This window comes from Jeotgalibacillus marinus (genome assembly GCF_040801915.1).
GTDB lineage: Bacteria > Bacillota > Bacilli > Bacillales > Jeotgalibacillaceae > Jeotgalibacillus > Jeotgalibacillus marinus.
Genome location: NZ_JBFMIA010000001.1, coordinates 443,885 through 463,685, shown reverse-complemented (window position 1 = coordinate 463,685; position 19,801 = coordinate 443,885). Strand labels below are relative to the sequence as shown.

Sequence of the window (19,801 nt, the reverse complement as noted above, 5' to 3'; positions counted from 1 at the left end):
TGTTGCTTTTTGAAATGAAGTTGAAATATATCTGAAACTTTTCCTTTTTTACACCGTAAGAGAGGAGAAGAATTTTTTTGAAAGGAAGATCGATATGAGTGTGAGAAGAATTTTAACAGGTGTAGGGATTGTCATCGGTTCTGCGCTATTATTAGTTGTTTTGTTTACATCCTGGTACACCGTTGATGAATCAGAACAGGCCTTAGTACTAACATTTGGTGAAGCGAATGAAACCATTACAGAGTCAGGTCTAAAGTTTAAACTACCGTGGCCGATTCAGCAGGTTGAAATTTTATCAAAAGAAACATTTAGTTTGCAGTTTGGTTATGACCAAAAAGATGGAGAAATCGAATCATTTCCTAAAGAAACAAGAATGATTACAGGTGACGAAAATATTGCGTTAGCCGATCTTGTCGTGCAATGGAAAATTACTGAACCACGAGATTACTTATTTAACTCAGAGGATCCAGAAAGTATCCTGTATGATGCTACATCTGCTTCGATCAGAAGTATTATCGGGAGTTCAACTATCGATGCTGCCTTAACAACTGGGAAAGCTGAAATTGAAGACGAAGTAAGAGAGTTACTTTCTTCACTCATTGAGAAATATAGTATTGGTATTTCTGTTCAAGCTGTTCAGTTGCAAGATGTAGAATTGCCAAACGAAGAAGTTCGTCAAGCTTTTACTGATGTAACGGATGCACGTGAAACGATGAATACAAAAGAAAATGAAGCAGAGAAGTATCGAAATCAAAAATTGAATGAAGCACAAGGGGAAGAAGATGCAATTAAGTTGCGTGCCGAAGGAGAAAAAGCAGCTCGTATTGAACAAGCGCGTGGAGATGTTGCGATTTTCGACAAGCTGTATGCTGAGTATCAAACCAACCCTGATGTGACACGTCAACGTCTTATACTAGAAACGTTAGAAGAAGTACTACCTAATGCTGAAGTGTACATTATGAATGACGATGGAGGCACACTTAAATATTTACCATTAAATCCACTTGAGCGCGAACAACAACCACCAGTACCAACAGAAGAGCAAGAGAGTGAGGATGGTCAATCATGAGTGATGAAAAAACGCCAAATGGAAAGATCTTTGACTTTAGTAAATCCAAAGGATCAACAGTCGCGATGGAGTGGCGCAAGTACACCAAAATTGGAACAATCTTAATCATTTTGATTGCGTTGCTTATTATTGTGCTGTTGAACACATTTATCGTAAAAGAAGGAGAATACCGCGTAATCCGTCAATTTGGAGAAGTTGTTAGAATAGTAGAAGAACCAGGACTAAACTGGAAAATTCCATTTGTTCAATCAGTTACAATGCTCCCTAAATATCAAATGACTTATGATGTGACTGAAGCTGAGATTAATACGAAAGACAAAAAAAGAATTATCATAGATAACTATTCTGTTTGGCAAATTACGGATCCAAAAAATATGATATCTAATGCTGGAACAATGATCAATGCTGAATCTCGAATGGAAGAGTACATTTACTCTGTTGTTCGATCTGAGCTAGGGCAACTTGATTATGATGAAATTATTAACGATGAAAAATCATCACGTGGTAGTTTAAATGATCGTGTGACAGAGCGAGTGAACACGCTCCTTGAACAAGAAGAATTTGGCGTTCGTGTAGTAGATGTTCGAATGAGGCGGACAGACTTACCTGAAGAAAATGAACAATCCGTTTTCACTCGAATGATCTCTGAACGTCAATCGACAGCTCAAGAATACTTATCGACTGGGGATGCGAATAAAAATCGTATTGAAGCCCAAACAGACCGTGAAGTACAAGAACTGCTTGCAACAGCAAAAGCTGATGCGGATGTTATTCGAGCAGAAGGTGAAGCAGAGGCAGCGAGTGCATACAATGAATCTTTCTCGAAAGACCCAGAATTTTATGAGCTATTTAGAACACTCGAATCGTACAAAACAACAATTGATGATAAAACAATGATCATTCTTCCGTCCGATTCACCATATGCCAGCTTACTTTCAGGCTATTTAGAGTAAGAGGCAGCTAAATATAAGAATAACTAGTGCCGTTGTTTTCTCTTTCATTTTGGTCATGCTAAAATGAGAGAGGAACAACGGTATTTCATTTAGGCAAGAATGACACAAAAGAAATGCAGCTAGCTAAAAGAGGTTATTCCTAGATGTGCAAGCTGCTTTGGATAGATCTTTGCCAGCGAATGCAACCTATAAGGGGGATTTATTTTGAGTAAAAAACTCATGTTGATTGATGGGAACAGTATTGCTTATCGCGCTTTTTTTGCACTACCACTTTTAAATAATGATAAAGGTGTACATACAAATGCTATTTTAGGCTTTACTACCATGCTAATGAAAGTGCTTGAAGATGAAAAACCGAGCCATGTGCTCGTTGCGTTTGATGCAGGAAAAACAACATTCAGGCATAAAACATTTTCTGAATACAAAGGTGGACGTCAAAAAACGCCTTCTGAGCTATCTGAGCAATTTCCATTTATTCGTGACCTTTTAAAAGCCTACTCGATTGATCATTATGAGCTTGATCAATATGAAGCAGATGATATTATCGGTACGCTATCTCTTCAGGCTGAGAAAAAAGGATTTGATGTGGTCGTCATTTCCGGTGATAAAGATATGACACAGCTTTCTTCCGATAAAACCCGTATTGAAATTACGCGCAGAGGCATTACGGATATGGAATCGTATACACCTGATCATATAAAAGAAAAATATGGACTAACACCCGATCAGATCATTGATATGAAGGGCTTAATGGGAGACTCCTCCGATAACATTCCAGGCGTACCTGGTGTTGGGGAAAAAACAGCGATCAAATTGTTAAAGCAGTTTGGTACACTCGAAACCATTTTGGATTCTGTAGACGAAGTAAGAGGTGCGAAGTTAAAAGAGAAGCTCACAGAATTTAAAGATCAAGCAAAATTGAGTAAAGAACTTGTAACAATCACACGTGTTGCACCTGTTGAAGTGGCGCTTGAAGATCTTGAAAGAAGAGAGCCAGATGAAGAAAAGCTTCGCTCACTTTATAAAGAGCTCGCATTTAACTCGTTATTAGATAAGTTAGGAGGCGGTAAGGCAGAAGATGCGGTCGAACTGAAAGATGTGAAATGGCATCATGTAACGGATATCGACAAATCCATGCTCCCTGCTCAAGCAGAACTTCATATAGAACTGTTTGGTGTTAATTATCATACGGCAGATATTTTAGGAATCGGACTTCATCATGACGAGGGTACTTATTTTATTCCAGTGGATGTTGCCGAGCAGTCATCTTTATTTAAAACATGGATTGAAGATGACTCTATAAAGAAATCAGTGTATGATGCTAAGCAATCGATCGTAGCATTTGGACGGCTCGGAATGGACTTACGAGGTGTTGACTTTGATTTGCTTGTCGCGTCATATGTCATTGACGCATCCGAAGTAGCAGACGATTTTGCTTCTATTGCCAAACGTCATGGTGCAGACACGGTCCAATCCGATGAATCCATTTATGGAAAAGGTGCGAAAAAAAGCGTGCCGAGTGATGAGATTATTGGAGAACACATCGCGCGTAAAGCAGCTGCGATAGGCACCATACAATCCATTTGTATAACAGAGCTTGAGAAAAACGAACAGTTTACCTTGTTTGAAGAGCTTGAATTTCCTCTAGCGCAAGTCCTTGCAGATATGGAAGGTAAAGGTGTTTTAGTTGACGTTGATCGTTTAAAAGAAATGGGCGAAGAATTAAAATCAAAGCTTGCTGATATTGAAGAAAGCATTCATCGTATTGCTGGTGAGAAATTTAATATAAATTCACCGAAACAACTTGGCGTCATTTTATTTGAAAAGTTAGGATTGCCAGTAGTCAAGAAAACGAAGACTGGCTATTCAACATCAGCAGATGTACTTGAAAAATTACAACCAGACCATGAAATTATTGAATATATTCTTCATTTTCGCCAGCTTGGTAAATTACAGTCCACCTACATTGAAGGATTGTTAAAGGTGGTAAATAAAGAAACAAACAAAATTCACACACGTTATAATCAAGTGTTAACGCAAACGGGAAGATTAAGCTCGATTGATCCAAACCTTCAAAACATCCCCATTCGTTTGGAAGAAGGACGCAAAATTCGTCAAGCTTTCATTCCTTCTAATAAAGACTGGATTATGTTCGCAGCGGATTACTCTCAAATTGAGTTACGTGTACTTGCCCATATTTCAGGTGATGAGGGACTGATTACTGCTTTTAATAATGACCTTGATATTCATACAAATACTGCGATGGATGTGTTCGGGGTTAAAGAGATGGAAGTAACATCTGCCATGCGCAGACATGCTAAGGCTGTCAACTTTGGTATCGTGTATGGCATAAGTGATTATGGACTCTCGCAAAGCTTAGATATTCCTCGGAAAGAAGCAGCTGAATTTATCAAGCGCTACCTTGCTAGCTATCCAAAAGTGAAGGAATACATGGATGACATTGTGAAAGATGCGAAACAAAAAGGATATGTTGAGACGTTGCTTCACCGTCGCAGATACATTCCGGAAATCACAAGTCGTAATTTCAACCTGCGAGGATTTGCTGAACGTACAGCGATGAATACCCCGATTCAAGGGACAGCTGCAGATATTATTAAAAAAGCTATGATCAATATGGCCATTCGATTAGAAGAAGAAGGTTTAGAAACGAGAATGCTGTTACAAGTCCATGATGAATTAATCTTTGAATGCCCAAAAGAGGAAGTGGAACGACTGCAAGAAATTGTGCCAGAAGTCATGGAACAAGCGGTTGAGCTTGTTGTACCGCTTAAAGTCGATTATTCTTATGGAAAGACATGGTACGATGCGAAGTGAGTCAAAAAGGAAGTGTCATAAATGCCAGAGTTACCAGAAGTTGAACACGTCAAACGAGGGCTAGAACCATATATAATTGGAGAGAAAATTGTCGCAGTTATTTTCTCAGAAAAGGTTCATCAATCTCATTCTCTCGGCAAACAAGCAATACTCAAAGGAATGAGTATTGAGCAGTTTACTCTACTCATTATTGACTATACGATTAAAGGTATTGAACGTAGAAGTAAATACCTGTTATTTGAAATAGAAAAAGAAAGCGAATCAAGTTTCCTCTTGTCTCATTTAGGAATGACAGGAGCTTGGTTTGTCATTGACTCACTTGATGGCATAACAGAAAGTAAATTTCGCTCTCATGTCCATGTTATTTTTGAGTTTGAGAGCGGGAGGATGCTTGTTTATTCCGATATTCGCAGATTTGGTGAATTGCGTTTTTTAAATGAGTTAACCGATCATTCTCCACTAAATGGAATAGGGCCGGAACCATTTGATGAAAATGCAGAAGAACGTTTCTTAGCAGGATTGAATGTGCCGAAATTCCACCGAAAACCAATTAAAGAAGTGATTATGAACCATCAAGTGATCGCAGGTTGTGGAAATATTTACGCGACAGAAGCGCTATTTCGATGCAAGGTGCACCCGAAAAGAAGCGTTGTGAGGATGAGTATGAAAAAAAAGACTGAATTATTTCATCACATTGTTGACGTGCTGCAAGAAGGAATTGATGCCGGTGGCAGTAGTATTTCTGATTACCGCAATGTTAACGGCGAGGCAGGTGGCATGCAGCATCGCCTTCGTATGTATGGAAGAAAAACTTGTCCAGCATGTGGATCTATTGTAAAACAAGCTGTGATTGGTGGACGAAATTCGCATTACTGTGTAAAATGCCAGCGTTAAAAGGATGGTGAACGATTATGATTATAGGTTTAACAGGAGGCATTGCTAGCGGAAAAAGCACGATTGCTAATTGGTTCATTAAAAATGATTATACCGTTATTGATGCGGACAAATCAGCGCGTAAGGTAGTGGAACCAGGTGAAGAGGCTTACTTTAAGATTGTTGATCAATTTGGTAAAGATGTTATCGCAGAAGATGGGACGATTGATCGTGCAAAGTTAGGTGCGCTCATTTTTGGTGATGAAACTGAACGTAAGAAGTTAAATGCAATTATTCATCCGGCCGTGCGTCAAGATATGCTTACTCAAAAAGATGAAGCAATAGCGAATGGCAAACAAACAATTATATTAGACATCCCGCTCTTATTTGAAAGCAAATTGCAATGGATGGTCGATAAAATCGTCGTTGTTTATGTGGAGGAAGAAACGCAGCGAAATAGACTGATGAAGCGAAATGATTACACAGAAGAAGAAGCAAATGCACGTATTTCTTCTCAAATTCCGCTAGATGAAAAGAAAGACCAAGCGGATGCAGTCATTGATAACAATGGAACAGTTGATGAATCAATTCACCAAATAAAAGAACTGCTGGAAACCTGGCAATTGAAAGTTTGAGGAATTTCTTCGACAAACAGTGCAATGGTGACCCAATAAGTAGATTGGGACCCAATTTGAATTGATGGAATTGACCATTTTATTTGGTCAGTTTCATCAATTTTTATTTTAGATCGTTAACTTCTTCCCAAAAGCGTTTAATATGTTATACTAATATTAGTTATTTTATTAACAGTATAACATTATTAGGGGGATCTGCATGAAAAGAACGAACATTGCAATTAACGGTTTTGGACGTATAGGTAGAATGGTATTTAGAAAAGCGGTAATGGAAGACAACCTTACTATCGTTGCTGTAAATGCTAGCTATCCTGTTGAAACGCTTGCTCATCTGTTGAAATATGATACAACCCATGGTATTTTTCAGGGCGATGTACAAACGGAAGAGAATGCTTTAATTGTAAATGGACGACGGATTGCCCTTATTAGCGAACGTGACCCAAGCCAACTACCATGGAAGTCAATGAACGTTGACATCGTGATTGAAGCAACAGGTAAATTCAATTCGCGTGATAAAGCGGCACTTCATTTAGACGCAGGAGCAAAAAAAGTCGTCTTAACAGCACCAGGCAAACAAGAAGATGTTATGATTGTTATGGGTGTAAATGAAAGCGTTTTAGAAGTCGATAAGCACGATGTTATTTCAAACGCTTCTTGTACTACAAACTGTCTTGCACCTGTTGCGAAAGTACTTGATGAAGCATTTGGTATTGAAAACGGTTTAATGACAACCGTTCATGCTTATACAAACGACCAAAAAAATATTGACAACCCACATAAAGATTTACGCAGAGCCCGTTCTTGTGGTCAATCGGTTATTCCGACTTCCACTGGCGCTGCAAAAGCGCTAGGAAAAGTCTTGCCGAATCTTCAAGGGAAATTACACGGTATGGCGCTACGAGTGCCTACACCAAACGTATCACTTGTTGACCTTGTCGTGGACGTGAAACGCGAAGTGACAGTCGGTGAAATCAATGATGCTTTTAAACGAGCAGCAAATGATTCACTGAATGGCATCGTGTCATTTACAACAGAGCCACTTGTTTCAATCGACTTTAATACAAATCAACATTCAGCCATTATTGATGGACTTTCTACAATGGTTATAGGAGCGACAAAAGTAAAAGTACTTGCATGGTATGACAACGAATGGGGATATTCTTGCCGCGTTGTAGATCTTGTTCAGCACGTTGCACACGAAATGGAGAAATCATCTTCAAGAGTGACAGTATCATAATACGTTTTACTCAAAACGACCTCGTGTAATCACGTGGTCGTTTTTTTACTGTTTTAGAAACTATATGATGAAATAAATGTGGTCGGCTGTTGAACTTGGAATAATTCACCCACCTAAAACACCTAGCCCCTCTGTAACGTCTTGCCCAATAGGCAAACAACACATAGCTGTGCGAGACGTCTTATACTTGTCTGAGCTGAGCGAGCCATTGGCGCTTTTGTTTCGCTGTTTTTTGTTCATTTATTTATTGCATTATCTCTTTGAAAATCGTATACTATTTCTCGTGATCTTATTTGGTTACAGACAAATCATTTTTCTACTTAAGGGTTAGGACCTCATTGGACTAACTTTCCCCCGTGGTAGAGATCGTATGAACAACCAAATCTAATCAAATTTACTTTTAAGGGGGAACGATCAATGGAAACAATGGGTCGTCATGTAATAGCAGAATTATGGGACTGTGACTTTGATAAGTTAAACAGCTTGGAATTAATTGAAGAAGTATTCGTAGATGCAGCTTTAAAATCAGGTGCGGAAGTAAGAGAAGTTGCCTTCCACAAATTTGCGCCACAAGGTGTGAGTGGAGTGGTGATTATTTCAGAATCACACTTAACGATTCATAGCTTTCCGGAACATGGATATGCAAGCATAGATGTTTATACGTGTGGTGATTTAGATCCAACAATCGCAGCTAATTATATTGCTGAATCTTTAGGATCTAAAAAACGTGAAACGATCGAAGTTCCTCGTGGTATGGGTCCAGTACGAGTCGGCCAATCAACTGTAAGTGCAATTTAATGATGATCGTAAATAGAGGTGCAACTAGCATCTCTTTTTCTTTTGAGCAAATATTGATAGAATAGAGAAAAGGGTTGCAGGAGGAGATAGGGTTGGCAGGATTACGTTCAATGTTTAAACGGTTTAGCCAAGAGTGTGAAACGGCAGACCAACATCAAGAAGAGGCCCTTCAAACACATTATTATAAAGCAACATTTGATAAGGTCTTTGAAGAAGTTAAGCGCTTTTATTCTTCACCAGCTTATTCCATTACATCTGTCTCAAAAGAGCATGGTGAAATTATGGTACAGAAAAAAAGTAAGCCTTCGATGTTTTTAATCGTGACTGTTGTCAGCGTTCGTCCTTTTCAGACAGCTGTGGATATAAAAGCCTCACCTGAACAAATGATCGTAAGCGGTGCTTATCCTCTTTTAAAGAAGGAGATTGAATCTTGTTATCACATGTTAGGTCAACAATTGCACTTGGCTGATAAGTAAGGGGTGCTGTTAGGAGTTTTTTAGAGTCACTATTAGTTATGTTGAATTACGGATGTTCAATTACCTTCACCTATCGACCACTCCGTATACGTAGTGTTAACTGGAGATAACGATAGCTGTCTTATTAGGATTTCTAGGGTGACTACCTTGTACTTTACTCCTATTTTTTATATGATAGAAGGAAATAATCTTGTTGTGGAGCTGGTTACATGAAATGCCCGTCGTGTCACGAAAGTACGACAAGAGTCATTGATTCCAGACAAATTGATGATGGAAAGTCGATTCGCCGACGCAGAGAGTGCGAATCGTGTCAGTACCGTTTCACTACCTTTGAAAAAGTTGAAGAAATTCCGTTAATTGTTGTTAAAAAAGATGGAATTCGTGAAGAATTTAGTCGAGAGAAGATATTGAGAGGCTTAATCAGAGCTTGTGAAAAACGTCCTGTACCGTTTGAAGAGCTAGAGAAAATCGCTTCATCTATTGAACGGGAACTTAGGAATCAAGGCAAATCAGAGACACCTTCTGTCGACATTGGTGAAATGGTAATGGATCGCCTATCTGCTGTTGACGAAGTGGCATATGTGCGTTTTGCTTCTGTTTATCGCCAATTTAAAGATATCAACGTTTTTATCGAAGAACTAAAAGAACTTATAAGTAAAGGATGAGCATAAGGGAGCTTGAGGGATTCCTTAGCTCTTTTTTGTCTATTGTTTCAAAATGGGAGGGATCGATGTAGCTATGACGAACATGTGGAAGGAAGTTCAACCAACAGATGAGTATCGTGTTCAGTTAAATGGCATGTTACACGAGAGTGACCGAGATATTCTTCAGTTTCTCTATCAACCTCTTGTTGGTGCTTCTTCAACGAGTTTATACTCCATGCTGTGGGGCGAAGTCGAGCGTCATCAGCTTGAAAGCGAACCGTCCATCCATGCATCGTTAATGGGAATGCTTTCTACAAGTATCGATCAATTGTTTGAGGCACGTATAAGACTTGAGGGCATGGGATTGCTTAAAACGTATACAAAAGGTGGAGATAATCGCCAGTTTATTTATCAACTGCAGCCACCATTACATCCAAATGAATTTTTTGATGACCCGATGTTAAGTGTTTTTTTATATCGCCAAGTTGGAAATGCACAATTTTTACGGTTAAAACAGCGCTTTATTGTTCGCTTTGAAGATCGACTTACATACAGAGAAGTGACGAGAACGTTTCAAGATGTGTTCTCATCTGAAGCGTTGACCCAAGCTACTCCTTTATCATTTGAACAGGAGCGTGAAAATGAAACCCTTCTTTTTGAAACAAAAAATGAAGGAATTCAAACGGATTTCGCGAATTTTGATTTTCATTTATTGCTTGCTGGACTTTCTGAAATGATGGTGCCTAGAAAAGCGTTAACCTATCATGTGAAAAATATGATTGCAAAGCTGTCAACTTTATATGGATTAGGTGTACTCGATATGAAAAATATTGTTATCGAAGCTGTTACTGAGGATAATGAAATTGATATAGAATTGTTGCGCAAAGCAGCTAGGGATTATTATCAGGTGCATCGTAGTCCAACGTTTCCAAAGCTTCAATCAGTAGGGAACATAGAAAAAGAAATTGAAACACCTAATGACATCTCTGCTGAAGATGATTTAGTTTATTATCTTGATCACGCTTCGCCGGTCCAAGTGTTAAAGGATGCATCACCAAACGGAACGGGGGCAACCAAAACAGAATTGGCGATGATTGAAGATCTTTTGTATGTCCAAAAACTTCCTGTTGGTGTTGTGAATGTACTTCTTCAATTTGTACTCATTCGGACAGACATGAAGCTAACGAAAGGGTACGTTGAAAAAATTGCAACACATTGGGCTCGCAAGAACATTACGACGGTCAAAGCAGCTATGGAGCTCGCGAAAATGGAGCATAAGCAATACATGGAGTGGAAAGAAGAAACAAACAATGGGACAAAGAAGCGTAAGAGTAATAAAACAATACGAAAAGAAAAGCTACCTGATTGGTTTAAAGATAGACAAGATTCTGTAGAAGAACCATCAATCCCTTCTTCAACCAACGGTGACACTGACCTTGAATTTGAAGAAAGAAAGCGGAAATTTTTAGAAAAGCGTCGACAAAAGAAGCTTGAGGCAGGTGAAGAATAATGGAGCCAATTAACCGTACACTAAAGCAGCTGGCTGGATCTGAACGGTTTCAAGAACGGTATGTGGCGATGAAGAATGAAATTATGGCGAATAAAGAAGTGCAGCAATTCTTTGAATCTCACAAAGATGAACTTGCACCTAATGCGATGGAGCAAGGAATGATCAAGCTATACGAATACATTAACCGTTCAAGTTCATGTAGAAATTGCCCAAGTTTAGAAGGGTGTATTAACACAATGGGCGGGCACGAACCAAAAATTATCATTCAAGGTTCCCTGATTGATTTAGAATATTATCGTTGCCCTCGAAAAACCGCTCATGATGAACAACGTCAAACAGAATCGCTTATTCAAAGTATGTATGTACCAAAAGATGTCCTTCGTGCAACACTTGATGATATTGATCTTGACTCGTCAGACCGGATGATGGTGAGTGAAATGGCTGACGACATTGTGGATCGTCTAGTTCATGATAAAGATCATTACAAAGGAATGTTTATTCATGGTACATTCGGTGTTGGTAAGAGTTTTGTGCTTGGTGCCATTGCCAATGAATTAAAGAAAAAAAATAAAGCTAGCTTTATCTTGTATTTCCCAGAGTTCTTACGAGAAATGAAGCAGGCTATCGGGGATCAGTCATTCAATAGTAAAATGGAAGCGGTAAAGAAATCATCTATCTTAATGCTAGATGATATCGGTGCTGAGTCTCTTTCAAGCTGGGCGCGTGATGAAGTACTAGGTACGATTTTACAGTTTCGTATGGCTGAAGAACTTCCAACTTTCTTTACCTCGAATTTTGATTACAAAGAGTTAGAGCACCATTTAACGTACTCTCAGCGCGGGGAAGAAGAACCAGTTAAAGCAGCTAGAATTATGGAACGCATCAAATACCTAACTATCCCAGTCAAAATGGAAGGGAAAAATCGGAGAAATTAGTTTTTTAGAAAATAAGCTTGCTTTTGCGATTTAGATCCTCTAAAATGACTTTTAACGAAATACTTTTAATCCCATAACGAACATCAGTTATGATAAGGATAACAATCATTATTACGGATCTTAGAGAGAAGGGCCTTAGGCTGAAAGCCTTTTATCACGGATAATCGATTTACCCCCTTGGAACTGTGTGAGTGAATCTTGAATAGCTCACACCGGATGCAGCCCGTTAGCTGAACCAGAGATTCTGATCGTTTTTGCTGATCAGAAAAAAGGGTGGAACCACGAGATTGCTTACCAAGCCTCGTCCCTTTCCAGGGGCGGGGCTTTTTTGTATTAATTTTTGGCTGATCGTATTGACGATTTGCCCATATTATGAGGAGTGAGAGCTATGTCAGACGTTATTCACATTACTTTTCCTGATGGTCATTCGAAAGAGTATCCAAAAGGAACATCAATCGAAAAAATCGCTTCATCAATTTCTTCCGGTTTAAAGAAAAAAGCGATTGCCGGTAAATTGGATGGTGAAATCATTGATCTTCGCACACCGATCGAACAAGATGGTGCGATTGAAATTCTAACACCAGACAACGAAGAATCGCTTGAAATCATGCGTCACAGCACGGCTCACCTTTTAGCTCAAGCTATTAAGCGTATTTATCCAGATGCAAAGCTTGGTGTTGGTCCAGTTATTGAAGGCGGTTTTTACTACGATATCGATACTGCATCTTCAATTTCGACTGAAGATTTTCCTAGAATCGAAAAAGAAATGAAAAAAATTGTTGAGGCTAATATTGATGTTGAACGTCAAGTGGTTAGTCGTGATGGAGCGATTTCTCGTTTTAAAGAAATCGACGATGAGTATAAACTTGAGTTGATTGACGCTATTCCAGCTGATGAAAAGGTAACAATTTATAAGCAAAGTGAATTTTTCGACCTTTGCCGTGGAATTCACGTTCCTTCAACAAAACATATAAAAGAGTTCAAGCTTTTAAGTGTGGCAGGAGCTTATTGGAGAGGGAACAGTGACAACAAAATGCTGCAACGCATTTACGGAACGGCCTTCTTTAAAAAAGAAGACCTTGCACACCACTTGCAAATGATTGAAGAAGCAAAAGAACGTGACCATCGTAAAATTGGGAAAGAGCTTGATCTATTTACAAACTCACAGCTTGTTGGTCAAGGATTGCCGCTTTGGTTGCCTAAAGGTGCAACAATCCGACGTACAATCGAACGTTACATTGTTGATAAGGAAATTTCAATGGGGTATGACCACGTATACACACCTGCAATGGGTAGCGTTGATTTATACAAAACAAGCGGACATTGGGAGCACTACCAAGATGACATGTTTCCTCCAATGGAAATGGACAATGAATCACTCGTTCTTCGCCCAATGAACTGTCCTCACCATATGATGGTGTACAAACAAGATATTCATAGCTATCGTGAGCTACCTATTCGTATTGCAGAGCTAGGCTTAATGCACCGCTACGAAATGTCTGGAGCACTATCTGGCCTTCAACGTGTACGAGGAATGACGCTAAACGATGCACACATCTTTGTTCGCCCAGATCAAATTAAAGAAGAGTTCAAACGTGTAGTACGTCTTGTAGAAGAAGTCTATAAAGATTTCGGTTTAAATGACTACAAATTCCGTGTATCCTATCGCGATCCAGAAGATACTGAGAAATATTTTGACGATGATGAAATGTGGAATAAAGCACAAAGTATGTTAAAAGAAGCAATGGATGAAATGGGTCATGACTATTTTGAGGCAGACGGTGAAGCAGCATTTTACGGACCGAAGCTAGACGTTCAAGTGAAAACGGCGCTGGGCAAAGAAGAGACACTGTCGACTGTACAGCTTGACTTCTTACTACCTGAACGCTTTGATTTGAACTACATTGGTGAAGATGGCAAGCAACATCGTCCAGTCGTGATTCATCGCGGGGTTGTGTCAACAATGGAACGTTTTGTGGCCTTCTTAATTGAAGAATACAAAGGGGCATTGCCGACGTGGCTTGCACCTGTTCAAGTACAAGTCATTCCAGTTTCACCTAATGTTCATCTTGAGTATGCGAAAAAAGTTCAAGATGAATTGCGCTTAAGCGGTGCACGTGTTGAACTTGATCTTCGAGATGAAAAGATGGGCTATAAAATTCGAGAAGCACAAATGAAGAAAATCCCATACATGCTTGTAGTGGGTGACCAAGAGGTTGAAAATGAAGAAGTAAATGTTCGTAAATATGGAGAACAAAATTCTGAAACACTCTCATTTGAATCGTTCTCGTCGATGTTGAAGCGAGAAGCGTATAAAAAATAATCGATTAAAGTAAAAAGCGGCCGGAGCGATTCGGTCGCTTTTTTTCGATGGGGGTTGGTTTGTGAGTTTTCACCTGAAATATGTATGCAGGGTTCAGAAATAAGGGTTTTACGGCAATAAAAGGATATTGCTATAATCATCACTGATCGTAAGAGAGGGTTTCTGACCATTTTTCATCCTTGTTTCTCCTAATGGATAAATATTTATATCTCTTTTCGACAGTTTTAAACAAAATCATCTTGCAACATTTTAATCGTTCTGTTATGATCAAACATGTTGATTAACCAATAGGGATTGACATACACTTGCCGTTCATATAAAATAGCAAGAGTGAATTGAATACAAGTTTGTGGTAAAAGTAGAGGCAGCCCGCTTCTCACCTGACTGGCGCATTCGTTGCTTGTAGGTAACACGTGATCGTATTATACAAGTATGTATAGTGACACTGGAGTGCGGGAGACAAAATAGTTTCCGGCTTTTTTTGTGTGATCATTTAGTTGAGGGTGTCCGATTCTACCCAAACAGCGTATTCGCTACATCAATCCGGAGGTGGATTACTATTAGCAAAGACGTATTATTAAATGAAGGTATTCGTGCACGTGAAGTTCGCCTGATCGATCAAAACGGTGAACAACTTGGAATCAAATCCAAGAATGAAGCGTTAGAGATCGCAGGTCGTGTAAACCTTGATGTAGTTCTTGTTGCTCCGAATGCAAAACCACCAGTCGCACGTATTATGGACTATGGTAAGTTTAAATTCGAACAGCAAAAGAAGGACAAAGAAGCGCGTAAGAATCAAAAAATCATCAATTTGAAGGAAGTGCGATTAAGCCCGACCATCGAAGAACATGATTTCAATACAAAGCTTCGTAATGCGATAAAGTTCCTTGAAAAGGGAGACAAAGTGAAAGCATCAATCCGCTTCCGCGGACGTGCAATTACACATAAAGAAATCGGACAGCGTGTGCTTGAGCGTTTTGCTGAAGCATGCAAAGAAGTTTCCACTGTTGAAACGAGACCGAAGATGGATGGACGTAGCATGTTTCTCATGCTATCACCAACGAACGAAAAGTAACGTTTTTAAGGAGGATAATACCCATGCCAAAAATGAAAACTCACCGTGGATTAGCAAAGCGTGTCAAAAAGACAGGCTCTGGAAAGCTTAAACGTTCAAGCGCGTACACAAGCCACCTTTTCGCTAACAAATCTACAAAAGCTAAACGTAAACTACGTAAAGGCTCAACGGTTTCAGCGAGCGATTACAAACGCATCAAAAACATGATCTAACTTAAAAAAACTATAAAGAACAACGATTTATTAGGAGGTAATGAATATGCCACGTGTTAAAGGTGGAATCGTTTCACGTAAACGTAGAAAAAGAGTTCTTAAACTCGCAAAAGGTTATTATGGTTCAAAACATACTCTTTACAAGGTAGCGAACCAACAAGTAATGAAGTCAGGAAACTATGCTTTCCGTGACCGTCGTCAAAAGAAACGTGATTTCCGTAAGCTATGGATCACTCGTATCAACGCAGCTGCTCGTATTAACGGTCTTTCATACAGCCGTTTAATGCACGGACTTAAGCTTGCTGGTATCGAAGTAAACCGCAAAATGCTTGCAGACCTTGCAGTTGCTGATGACAAAGCATTCGCTCAACTAGCTGATGCTGCAAAAAGTCAACTTAACAAGTAAGCAAAACACAAAACAGGCTGCCCTTATCGGGCAGTCTGTTTTCTTTTAAAAGGAGGAATAAGATGAACTGGCTAAGCTTAGACGTACTTTTTTTCACTTATATTGGAATGATGTCCATAATCGGCTTTTATATGATGCGTGCCGATAAAGAACGTGCCAAAAATAATGAATATAGAATTGCTGAAAAAACGCTGTGGACCGTTACGATGATGGGTGGCGCATTGGGTACATACTGTGGAATGAAGCAATTTCGTCATAAAACGAAGCACATATCATTTCGAATAGGATTGCCATTTTTTTCTTTCTTATATCTGGTTATTGCTTCCGTTATTTTGTTCAATAAATAAAGAAGATGCACAATGTTAGTGTGCATCTTCCTCTCTTTTAGCTTTTTCCATGAGTTCATTAATGGGACTTTTCCAATCAATTTTCGCACGAGGGTAACTACTTTTGATGTCTGTTTCTAAAAACAGAAAATCTTCTACTGTAAATCCATGGAGTTTGGATGGATCTTTTGTCCAAACAAAAATAGATAAAACCTCAAACGATCGATCAGATTCACCTAAATACTTTTCCCCTTGAAACATCACGCCCTTGTATGTCATGAAAAAATTCTTTCTCACATTTTTAGCATCATCATGAAAATAGTAGTCTTCTTTTTCATGTGCAAGTTCGAGCTTTCGCTTCGGATCAAATAAATATTTAATTCCACGGTATAGTAAGTAAATAATAAGTGCGGCAATCACAAAACGAAGGATGATCAAAATCATCATTAATACCCCCTAGCAATAGTCAGTCCTTTCTCTCAATACGGATAGAAGTGAAAAAAGTTTCACTATTTATTGAAAAAAATATTTTTTATCGATCTATAAACCAATTCAAAAAGTTTTTCCTTAGGAGTATGCTTCATTAAGTCTTCTTTGGTAAACTAATGTCGAAAGGACGTGACCATTTTGCTTCAATGGGATAAGTTATATTCGATGCAATATGAACTCGATACATTTATTGAAAGAGAAAAAAAATTGGGAGAAGAATCTCTCGTTGCTAAAAAAATCGTCGCTTTATTAGTAGAAGTGGGCGAGCTTGCTAACGAAACTCGTTGTTTTAAATTTTGGAGTGATAAAGGCCCTTCAGAACGCTCCGTTATTTTAGAGGAGTATGTGGATGGCATCCATTTCTTGCTATCACTCGGACTTGAAACGAACCTTCGTTACTCATCAAATCATAACGAACAACCAATCACTAACCTTACCGAACAATTTCAAAAATTATTTGGTTGTATTCATCGTTTTGCAGAGCACCCTTCACAATCGAATTATGATCAAATGTGGGATGTGTATTTGTGTCTTGGTGAATCACTTGAATTTAGTGAAATGGACATAATGAATGCTTATTTAGAAAAGAATGAAGTGAATGTAAATCGCCAAAAAGAAGGCTATTAATCATTAAGGCAAATCAGCTTAACATACAGAAAACCCGAATAATCGGACGCTAAATAAAAAAGTGCCTTTATTCGGGTTTTCTGTATGTTCTGAGCGAAGACCCGTTTATATAAGGAATTATCAGGACGGAGGATTCTAGGAGTAGGCTGTTTTCGTACTACTGTTGAAATGCATTTCATGTACGGTAGGGCGTTTGTCATGAAGCGCGGATAAGTGCCGTGCCGAGCAGGCTTCGATAACGATGCCGCATCCACGGATACCCGCCGCCCAGACTTCGATATCGGCACCACAGCCGCGGATAAAGCTCCGATAACAAACTTGATCATCCAAAAAAAGTAACTTCAAGTGAATTATGTACATCCATTTCATGTGAGGTAGGAAATTTGTCATGAAGCGCGGATAAGTGTTGAGCAGACTTCGATAGCGATGCCACATCCGCGGATATCCGCTGCTAGACTTCGATAAATACTCTACAGATATTCATTCTCAGCTCTAACCCTTGAACCTTCTCAGCATTACTTAACTGGTTCATAAGGGGGTAATATGACAATACCGAGGTCATCTTTTAGCAGCCTAGTCCCTTTTATTAAACTGTCTAATATGGGGTACAGTTCATAGTCGCCCATCCCTTTTTCGGGTCAATTAGAAATTGTATTGAAATCACTTCAGAAAACGAGAATATCCATATACATTTTTGTGAATAGTTAGACGGAATGGTATAATTCACATTAGAAAGAATTTTAGGGAGGCGAAATTTTGACAAAGCTCAACGAACAGTTACAAATGCTTAAGGATTTAACGGATGCAAAGGGAATTCCAGGTAACGAGCGTGAACCTAGAGAGGTAATGAAAAAATACATAGCTCCATTTGCAGACGGAATAACAACAGATGGAATCGGTAGTTTGATTGCGAAAAAAACAGGTGGAAATGGTGGGCCGCGCGTGATGGTCGCAGGTCACCTTGATGAAGTTGGTTTCATGATCACACAAATTGACGACAAAGGTTTTTTACGTTTTCAAACAGTTGGCGGCTGGTGGTCGCAAGTGATGCTTGCTCAACGTGTGACGATCGTGACAAAAAAAGGTGATATTACAGGTGTAATTGGCTCAAAGCCCCCACATATTCTACCTCCAGAAGCTCGTAAAAAACCTGTAGACATTAAAAATATGTTTATCGACATCGGCGCATCTTCACGTGAAGAAGCAGTGGAGTGGGGCGTAACACCTGGTGACATGGCGGTACCTTATTTTGAATTTACCGTGATGAACAACGATAAAATGCTTTTAGCTAAAGCGTGGGATAACCGCATTGGTTGTGCGATCGCAATTGATGTATTGCGTGGACTAAAAGGCGCTGAACATCCAAATGAAGTGTATGGCGTTGGAACGGTTCAAGAAGAAGTTGGCTTACGTGGAGCAAGAACGGCTGCGACAAAAATAAAGCCAGATATCGGTATTTCTGTTGATGTTGGTATTGCGGGAGATACACCGGGTGTAACATCAAAAGAAGCAAGTTGTAAAATGGGAGACGGACCCCAAATCATTCTATATGATGCATCCATGGTTGGTCATAAAGGATTGCGTGATTTTGTTACAAGTGTTGCGGACGAGCATGGTATTCCATATCAATTCGATGCGATTGCTGGCGGTGGAACAGACGCAGGATCAATCCACTTAGCGGCCAATGGTGCACCATCCATTGCTATTACAGTGGCATCTCGCTACATTCACTCACACGCAGCGATGATTCATAAAGATGACTACGAAAATGCTGTTAAATTGATTATTGAAGTGATTAAAAAACTTGATCGTGATCAGGTGAATGCTATTACATTTGATTAAAATTTATGATTGTGTGACTCAACCTCAAATTGATATGATGAGGTTGGGTCTTTTTTAGGGAGAGGGGGAGGTTTCTAGGTGGCGGTATTTGTAGAGTATTTATTGTATTTTATCGCAGCGGCTACACCTTGGTTTGAAATAGCGCTTGTTATACCGCTTGGTATACTGCGTGGTAATTCACCGATTTTAATCATGTTTGTTGCTTTTATTGGAAACATGCTTACAGTATTTTTATTAATTGCGTTGTTCGAACGTGTGAAGGCATATTTTGCGAAGAAATCGAAAAAGGAAAAAAAGGAAGGTAGCAGACAACAACGAGCCAAGCGTATTTGGAATAAGTATGGTCTTCCTGGATTAGCACTCCTAGGACCGATTTTAATTGGCACACATATTGCTGCTTTTATTGGAATGAGCTTAGGTGCAAAAAAAACTTGGACGCTTCTTTGGTTAACGATTAGTATCGGACTGTGGACACTTATCTTTGGTATTGCCACAATAGCGGGCGTTGACTTTTTTGTTCGAGACCTATCATAAAA

General features: G+C 39.2%; 20 protein-coding genes and 1 other annotated feature. Of the genes, 19 read left to right on the top strand and 1 reads right to left on the bottom strand.

The features are described from left to right. The first annotated feature begins 94 nt into the window (after positions 1–94). The 16 genes from hflK (at position 95) to AB1471_RS02330 (ending at position 16,328) form a co-directional block, all read left to right on the top strand. Entirely contained in the window at positions 95–1,069 is a 975-nt protein-coding gene (gene hflK, locus AB1471_RS02405) for an FtsH protease activity modulator HflK (protein ID WP_367777961.1), read from the top strand. Continuing rightward, on the top strand, positions 1,066–2,022 hold the full coding sequence (gene hflC / locus AB1471_RS02400) for a protease modulator HflC (RefSeq protein ID WP_367777959.1): 957 nt from the start codon (positions 1,066–1,068) through the stop codon (positions 2,020–2,022). Before hflK ends, hflC begins: the two co-directional genes overlap by 4 nt. A gap of 219 nt (positions 2,023–2,241) precedes the next feature. Further along, on the top strand, positions 2,242–4,857 hold the full coding sequence (gene polA / locus AB1471_RS02395) for a DNA polymerase I (protein ID WP_367778117.1): 2,616 nt from the start codon (positions 2,242–2,244) through the stop codon (positions 4,855–4,857). A 21-nt stretch (positions 4,858–4,878) separates the two neighbouring features. Further along, positions 4,879–5,751, top strand: a complete 873-nt coding sequence (gene mutM / locus AB1471_RS02390) for a bifunctional DNA-formamidopyrimidine glycosylase/DNA-(apurinic or apyrimidinic site) lyase (RefSeq protein WP_367777958.1) — start codon at positions 4,879–4,881, stop codon at positions 5,749–5,751. 17 nt (positions 5,752–5,768) lie between these two features. Next, positions 5,769–6,365, top strand: coding sequence for a dephospho-CoA kinase (coaE, locus tag AB1471_RS02385; protein ID WP_367777957.1), 597 nt, complete (start codon positions 5,769–5,771; stop codon positions 6,363–6,365). Between the two features lie 199 nt (positions 6,366–6,564). Continuing rightward, entirely contained in the window at positions 6,565–7,602 is a 1,038-nt protein-coding gene (locus tag AB1471_RS02380) for a glyceraldehyde-3-phosphate dehydrogenase (protein WP_367777955.1), read from the top strand. A gap of 417 nt (positions 7,603–8,019) precedes the next feature. After that, complete coding sequence (gene speD, locus AB1471_RS02375) at positions 8,020–8,400, top strand: adenosylmethionine decarboxylase (protein WP_367777954.1); 381 nt, start codon at positions 8,020–8,022, stop codon at positions 8,398–8,400. 92 nt (positions 8,401–8,492) lie between these two features. After that, on the top strand, positions 8,493–8,876 hold the full coding sequence (locus AB1471_RS02370; protein WP_367777952.1) for a hypothetical protein: 384 nt from the start codon (positions 8,493–8,495) through the stop codon (positions 8,874–8,876). Between the two features lie 209 nt (positions 8,877–9,085). Next, positions 9,086–9,541: a transcriptional regulator NrdR gene (nrdR, locus tag AB1471_RS02365; RefSeq protein WP_367777951.1), complete on the top strand. Its 456-nt coding sequence runs from the start codon at positions 9,086–9,088 to the stop codon at positions 9,539–9,541. 73 nt (positions 9,542–9,614) lie between these two features. Further along, positions 9,615–11,030, top strand: a complete 1,416-nt coding sequence (locus tag AB1471_RS02360; protein ID WP_367777950.1) for a replication initiation and membrane attachment family protein — start codon at positions 9,615–9,617, stop codon at positions 11,028–11,030. Further along, positions 11,030–11,965, top strand: coding sequence for a primosomal protein DnaI (gene dnaI, locus AB1471_RS02355; protein ID WP_367777949.1), 936 nt, complete (start codon positions 11,030–11,032; stop codon positions 11,963–11,965). The genes AB1471_RS02360 and dnaI overlap by 1 nt, the downstream gene beginning before the upstream one ends. Positions 11,966–12,045: 80 nt before the next feature. Continuing rightward, positions 12,046–12,277 (top strand) — a binding site (T-box leader). Positions 12,278–12,353: 76 nt separating this feature from the next. Continuing rightward, entirely contained in the window at positions 12,354–14,288 is a 1,935-nt protein-coding gene (thrS, locus tag AB1471_RS02350; RefSeq protein ID WP_367777948.1) for a threonine--tRNA ligase, read from the top strand. 559 nt (positions 14,289–14,847) lie between these two features. Beyond that, positions 14,848–15,363 carry a translation initiation factor IF-3 gene (infC, locus tag AB1471_RS02345; protein WP_367778116.1) on the top strand — a complete coding sequence of 172 codons (516 nt, stop codon included), beginning with the start codon at positions 14,848–14,850 and terminating at the stop codon, positions 15,361–15,363. Between the two features lie 23 nt (positions 15,364–15,386). Further along, positions 15,387–15,575 carry a 50S ribosomal protein L35 gene (rpmI, locus tag AB1471_RS02340; RefSeq protein ID WP_367777947.1) on the top strand — a complete coding sequence of 63 codons (189 nt, stop codon included), beginning with the start codon at positions 15,387–15,389 and terminating at the stop codon, positions 15,573–15,575. A 46-nt stretch (positions 15,576–15,621) separates the two neighbouring features. Beyond that, positions 15,622–15,981 carry a 50S ribosomal protein L20 gene (rplT, locus tag AB1471_RS02335; protein ID WP_367777946.1) on the top strand — a complete coding sequence of 120 codons (360 nt, stop codon included), beginning with the start codon at positions 15,622–15,624 and terminating at the stop codon, positions 15,979–15,981. 62 nt (positions 15,982–16,043) lie between these two features. Next, positions 16,044–16,328, top strand: a complete 285-nt coding sequence (locus AB1471_RS02330) for a DUF1294 domain-containing protein (RefSeq protein ID WP_367777945.1) — start codon at positions 16,044–16,046, stop codon at positions 16,326–16,328. 15 nt (positions 16,329–16,343) lie between these two features. Here AB1471_RS02330 and AB1471_RS02325 read toward each other — a convergent pair whose 3' ends face one another. After that, the gene (locus AB1471_RS02325) at positions 16,344–16,751 is read right to left on the bottom strand and encodes a sigma-w pathway protein ysdB (RefSeq protein WP_367777944.1); all 408 of its coding nucleotides are present in this window, start codon (positions 16,749–16,751) and stop codon (positions 16,344–16,346) included. Between the two features lie 183 nt (positions 16,752–16,934). Between AB1471_RS02325 and AB1471_RS02320 the strand changes: the two genes are divergently transcribed. The 3 genes from AB1471_RS02320 (at position 16,935) to AB1471_RS02310 (ending at position 19,799) form a co-directional block, all read left to right on the top strand. Beyond that, positions 16,935–17,423, top strand: a complete 489-nt coding sequence (locus AB1471_RS02320) for a dUTP diphosphatase (protein WP_367777942.1) — start codon at positions 16,935–16,937, stop codon at positions 17,421–17,423. A gap of 756 nt (positions 17,424–18,179) precedes the next feature. Further along, complete coding sequence (locus tag AB1471_RS02315) at positions 18,180–19,265, top strand: M42 family metallopeptidase (RefSeq protein ID WP_367777940.1); 1,086 nt, start codon at positions 18,180–18,182, stop codon at positions 19,263–19,265. A gap of 78 nt (positions 19,266–19,343) precedes the next feature. After that, positions 19,344–19,799 (top strand): small multi-drug export protein, encoded by a 456-nt coding sequence (locus AB1471_RS02310; protein WP_367777939.1) that lies wholly within the window; start codon positions 19,344–19,346, stop codon positions 19,797–19,799. Positions 19,800–19,801: the final 2 nt, after the last annotated feature.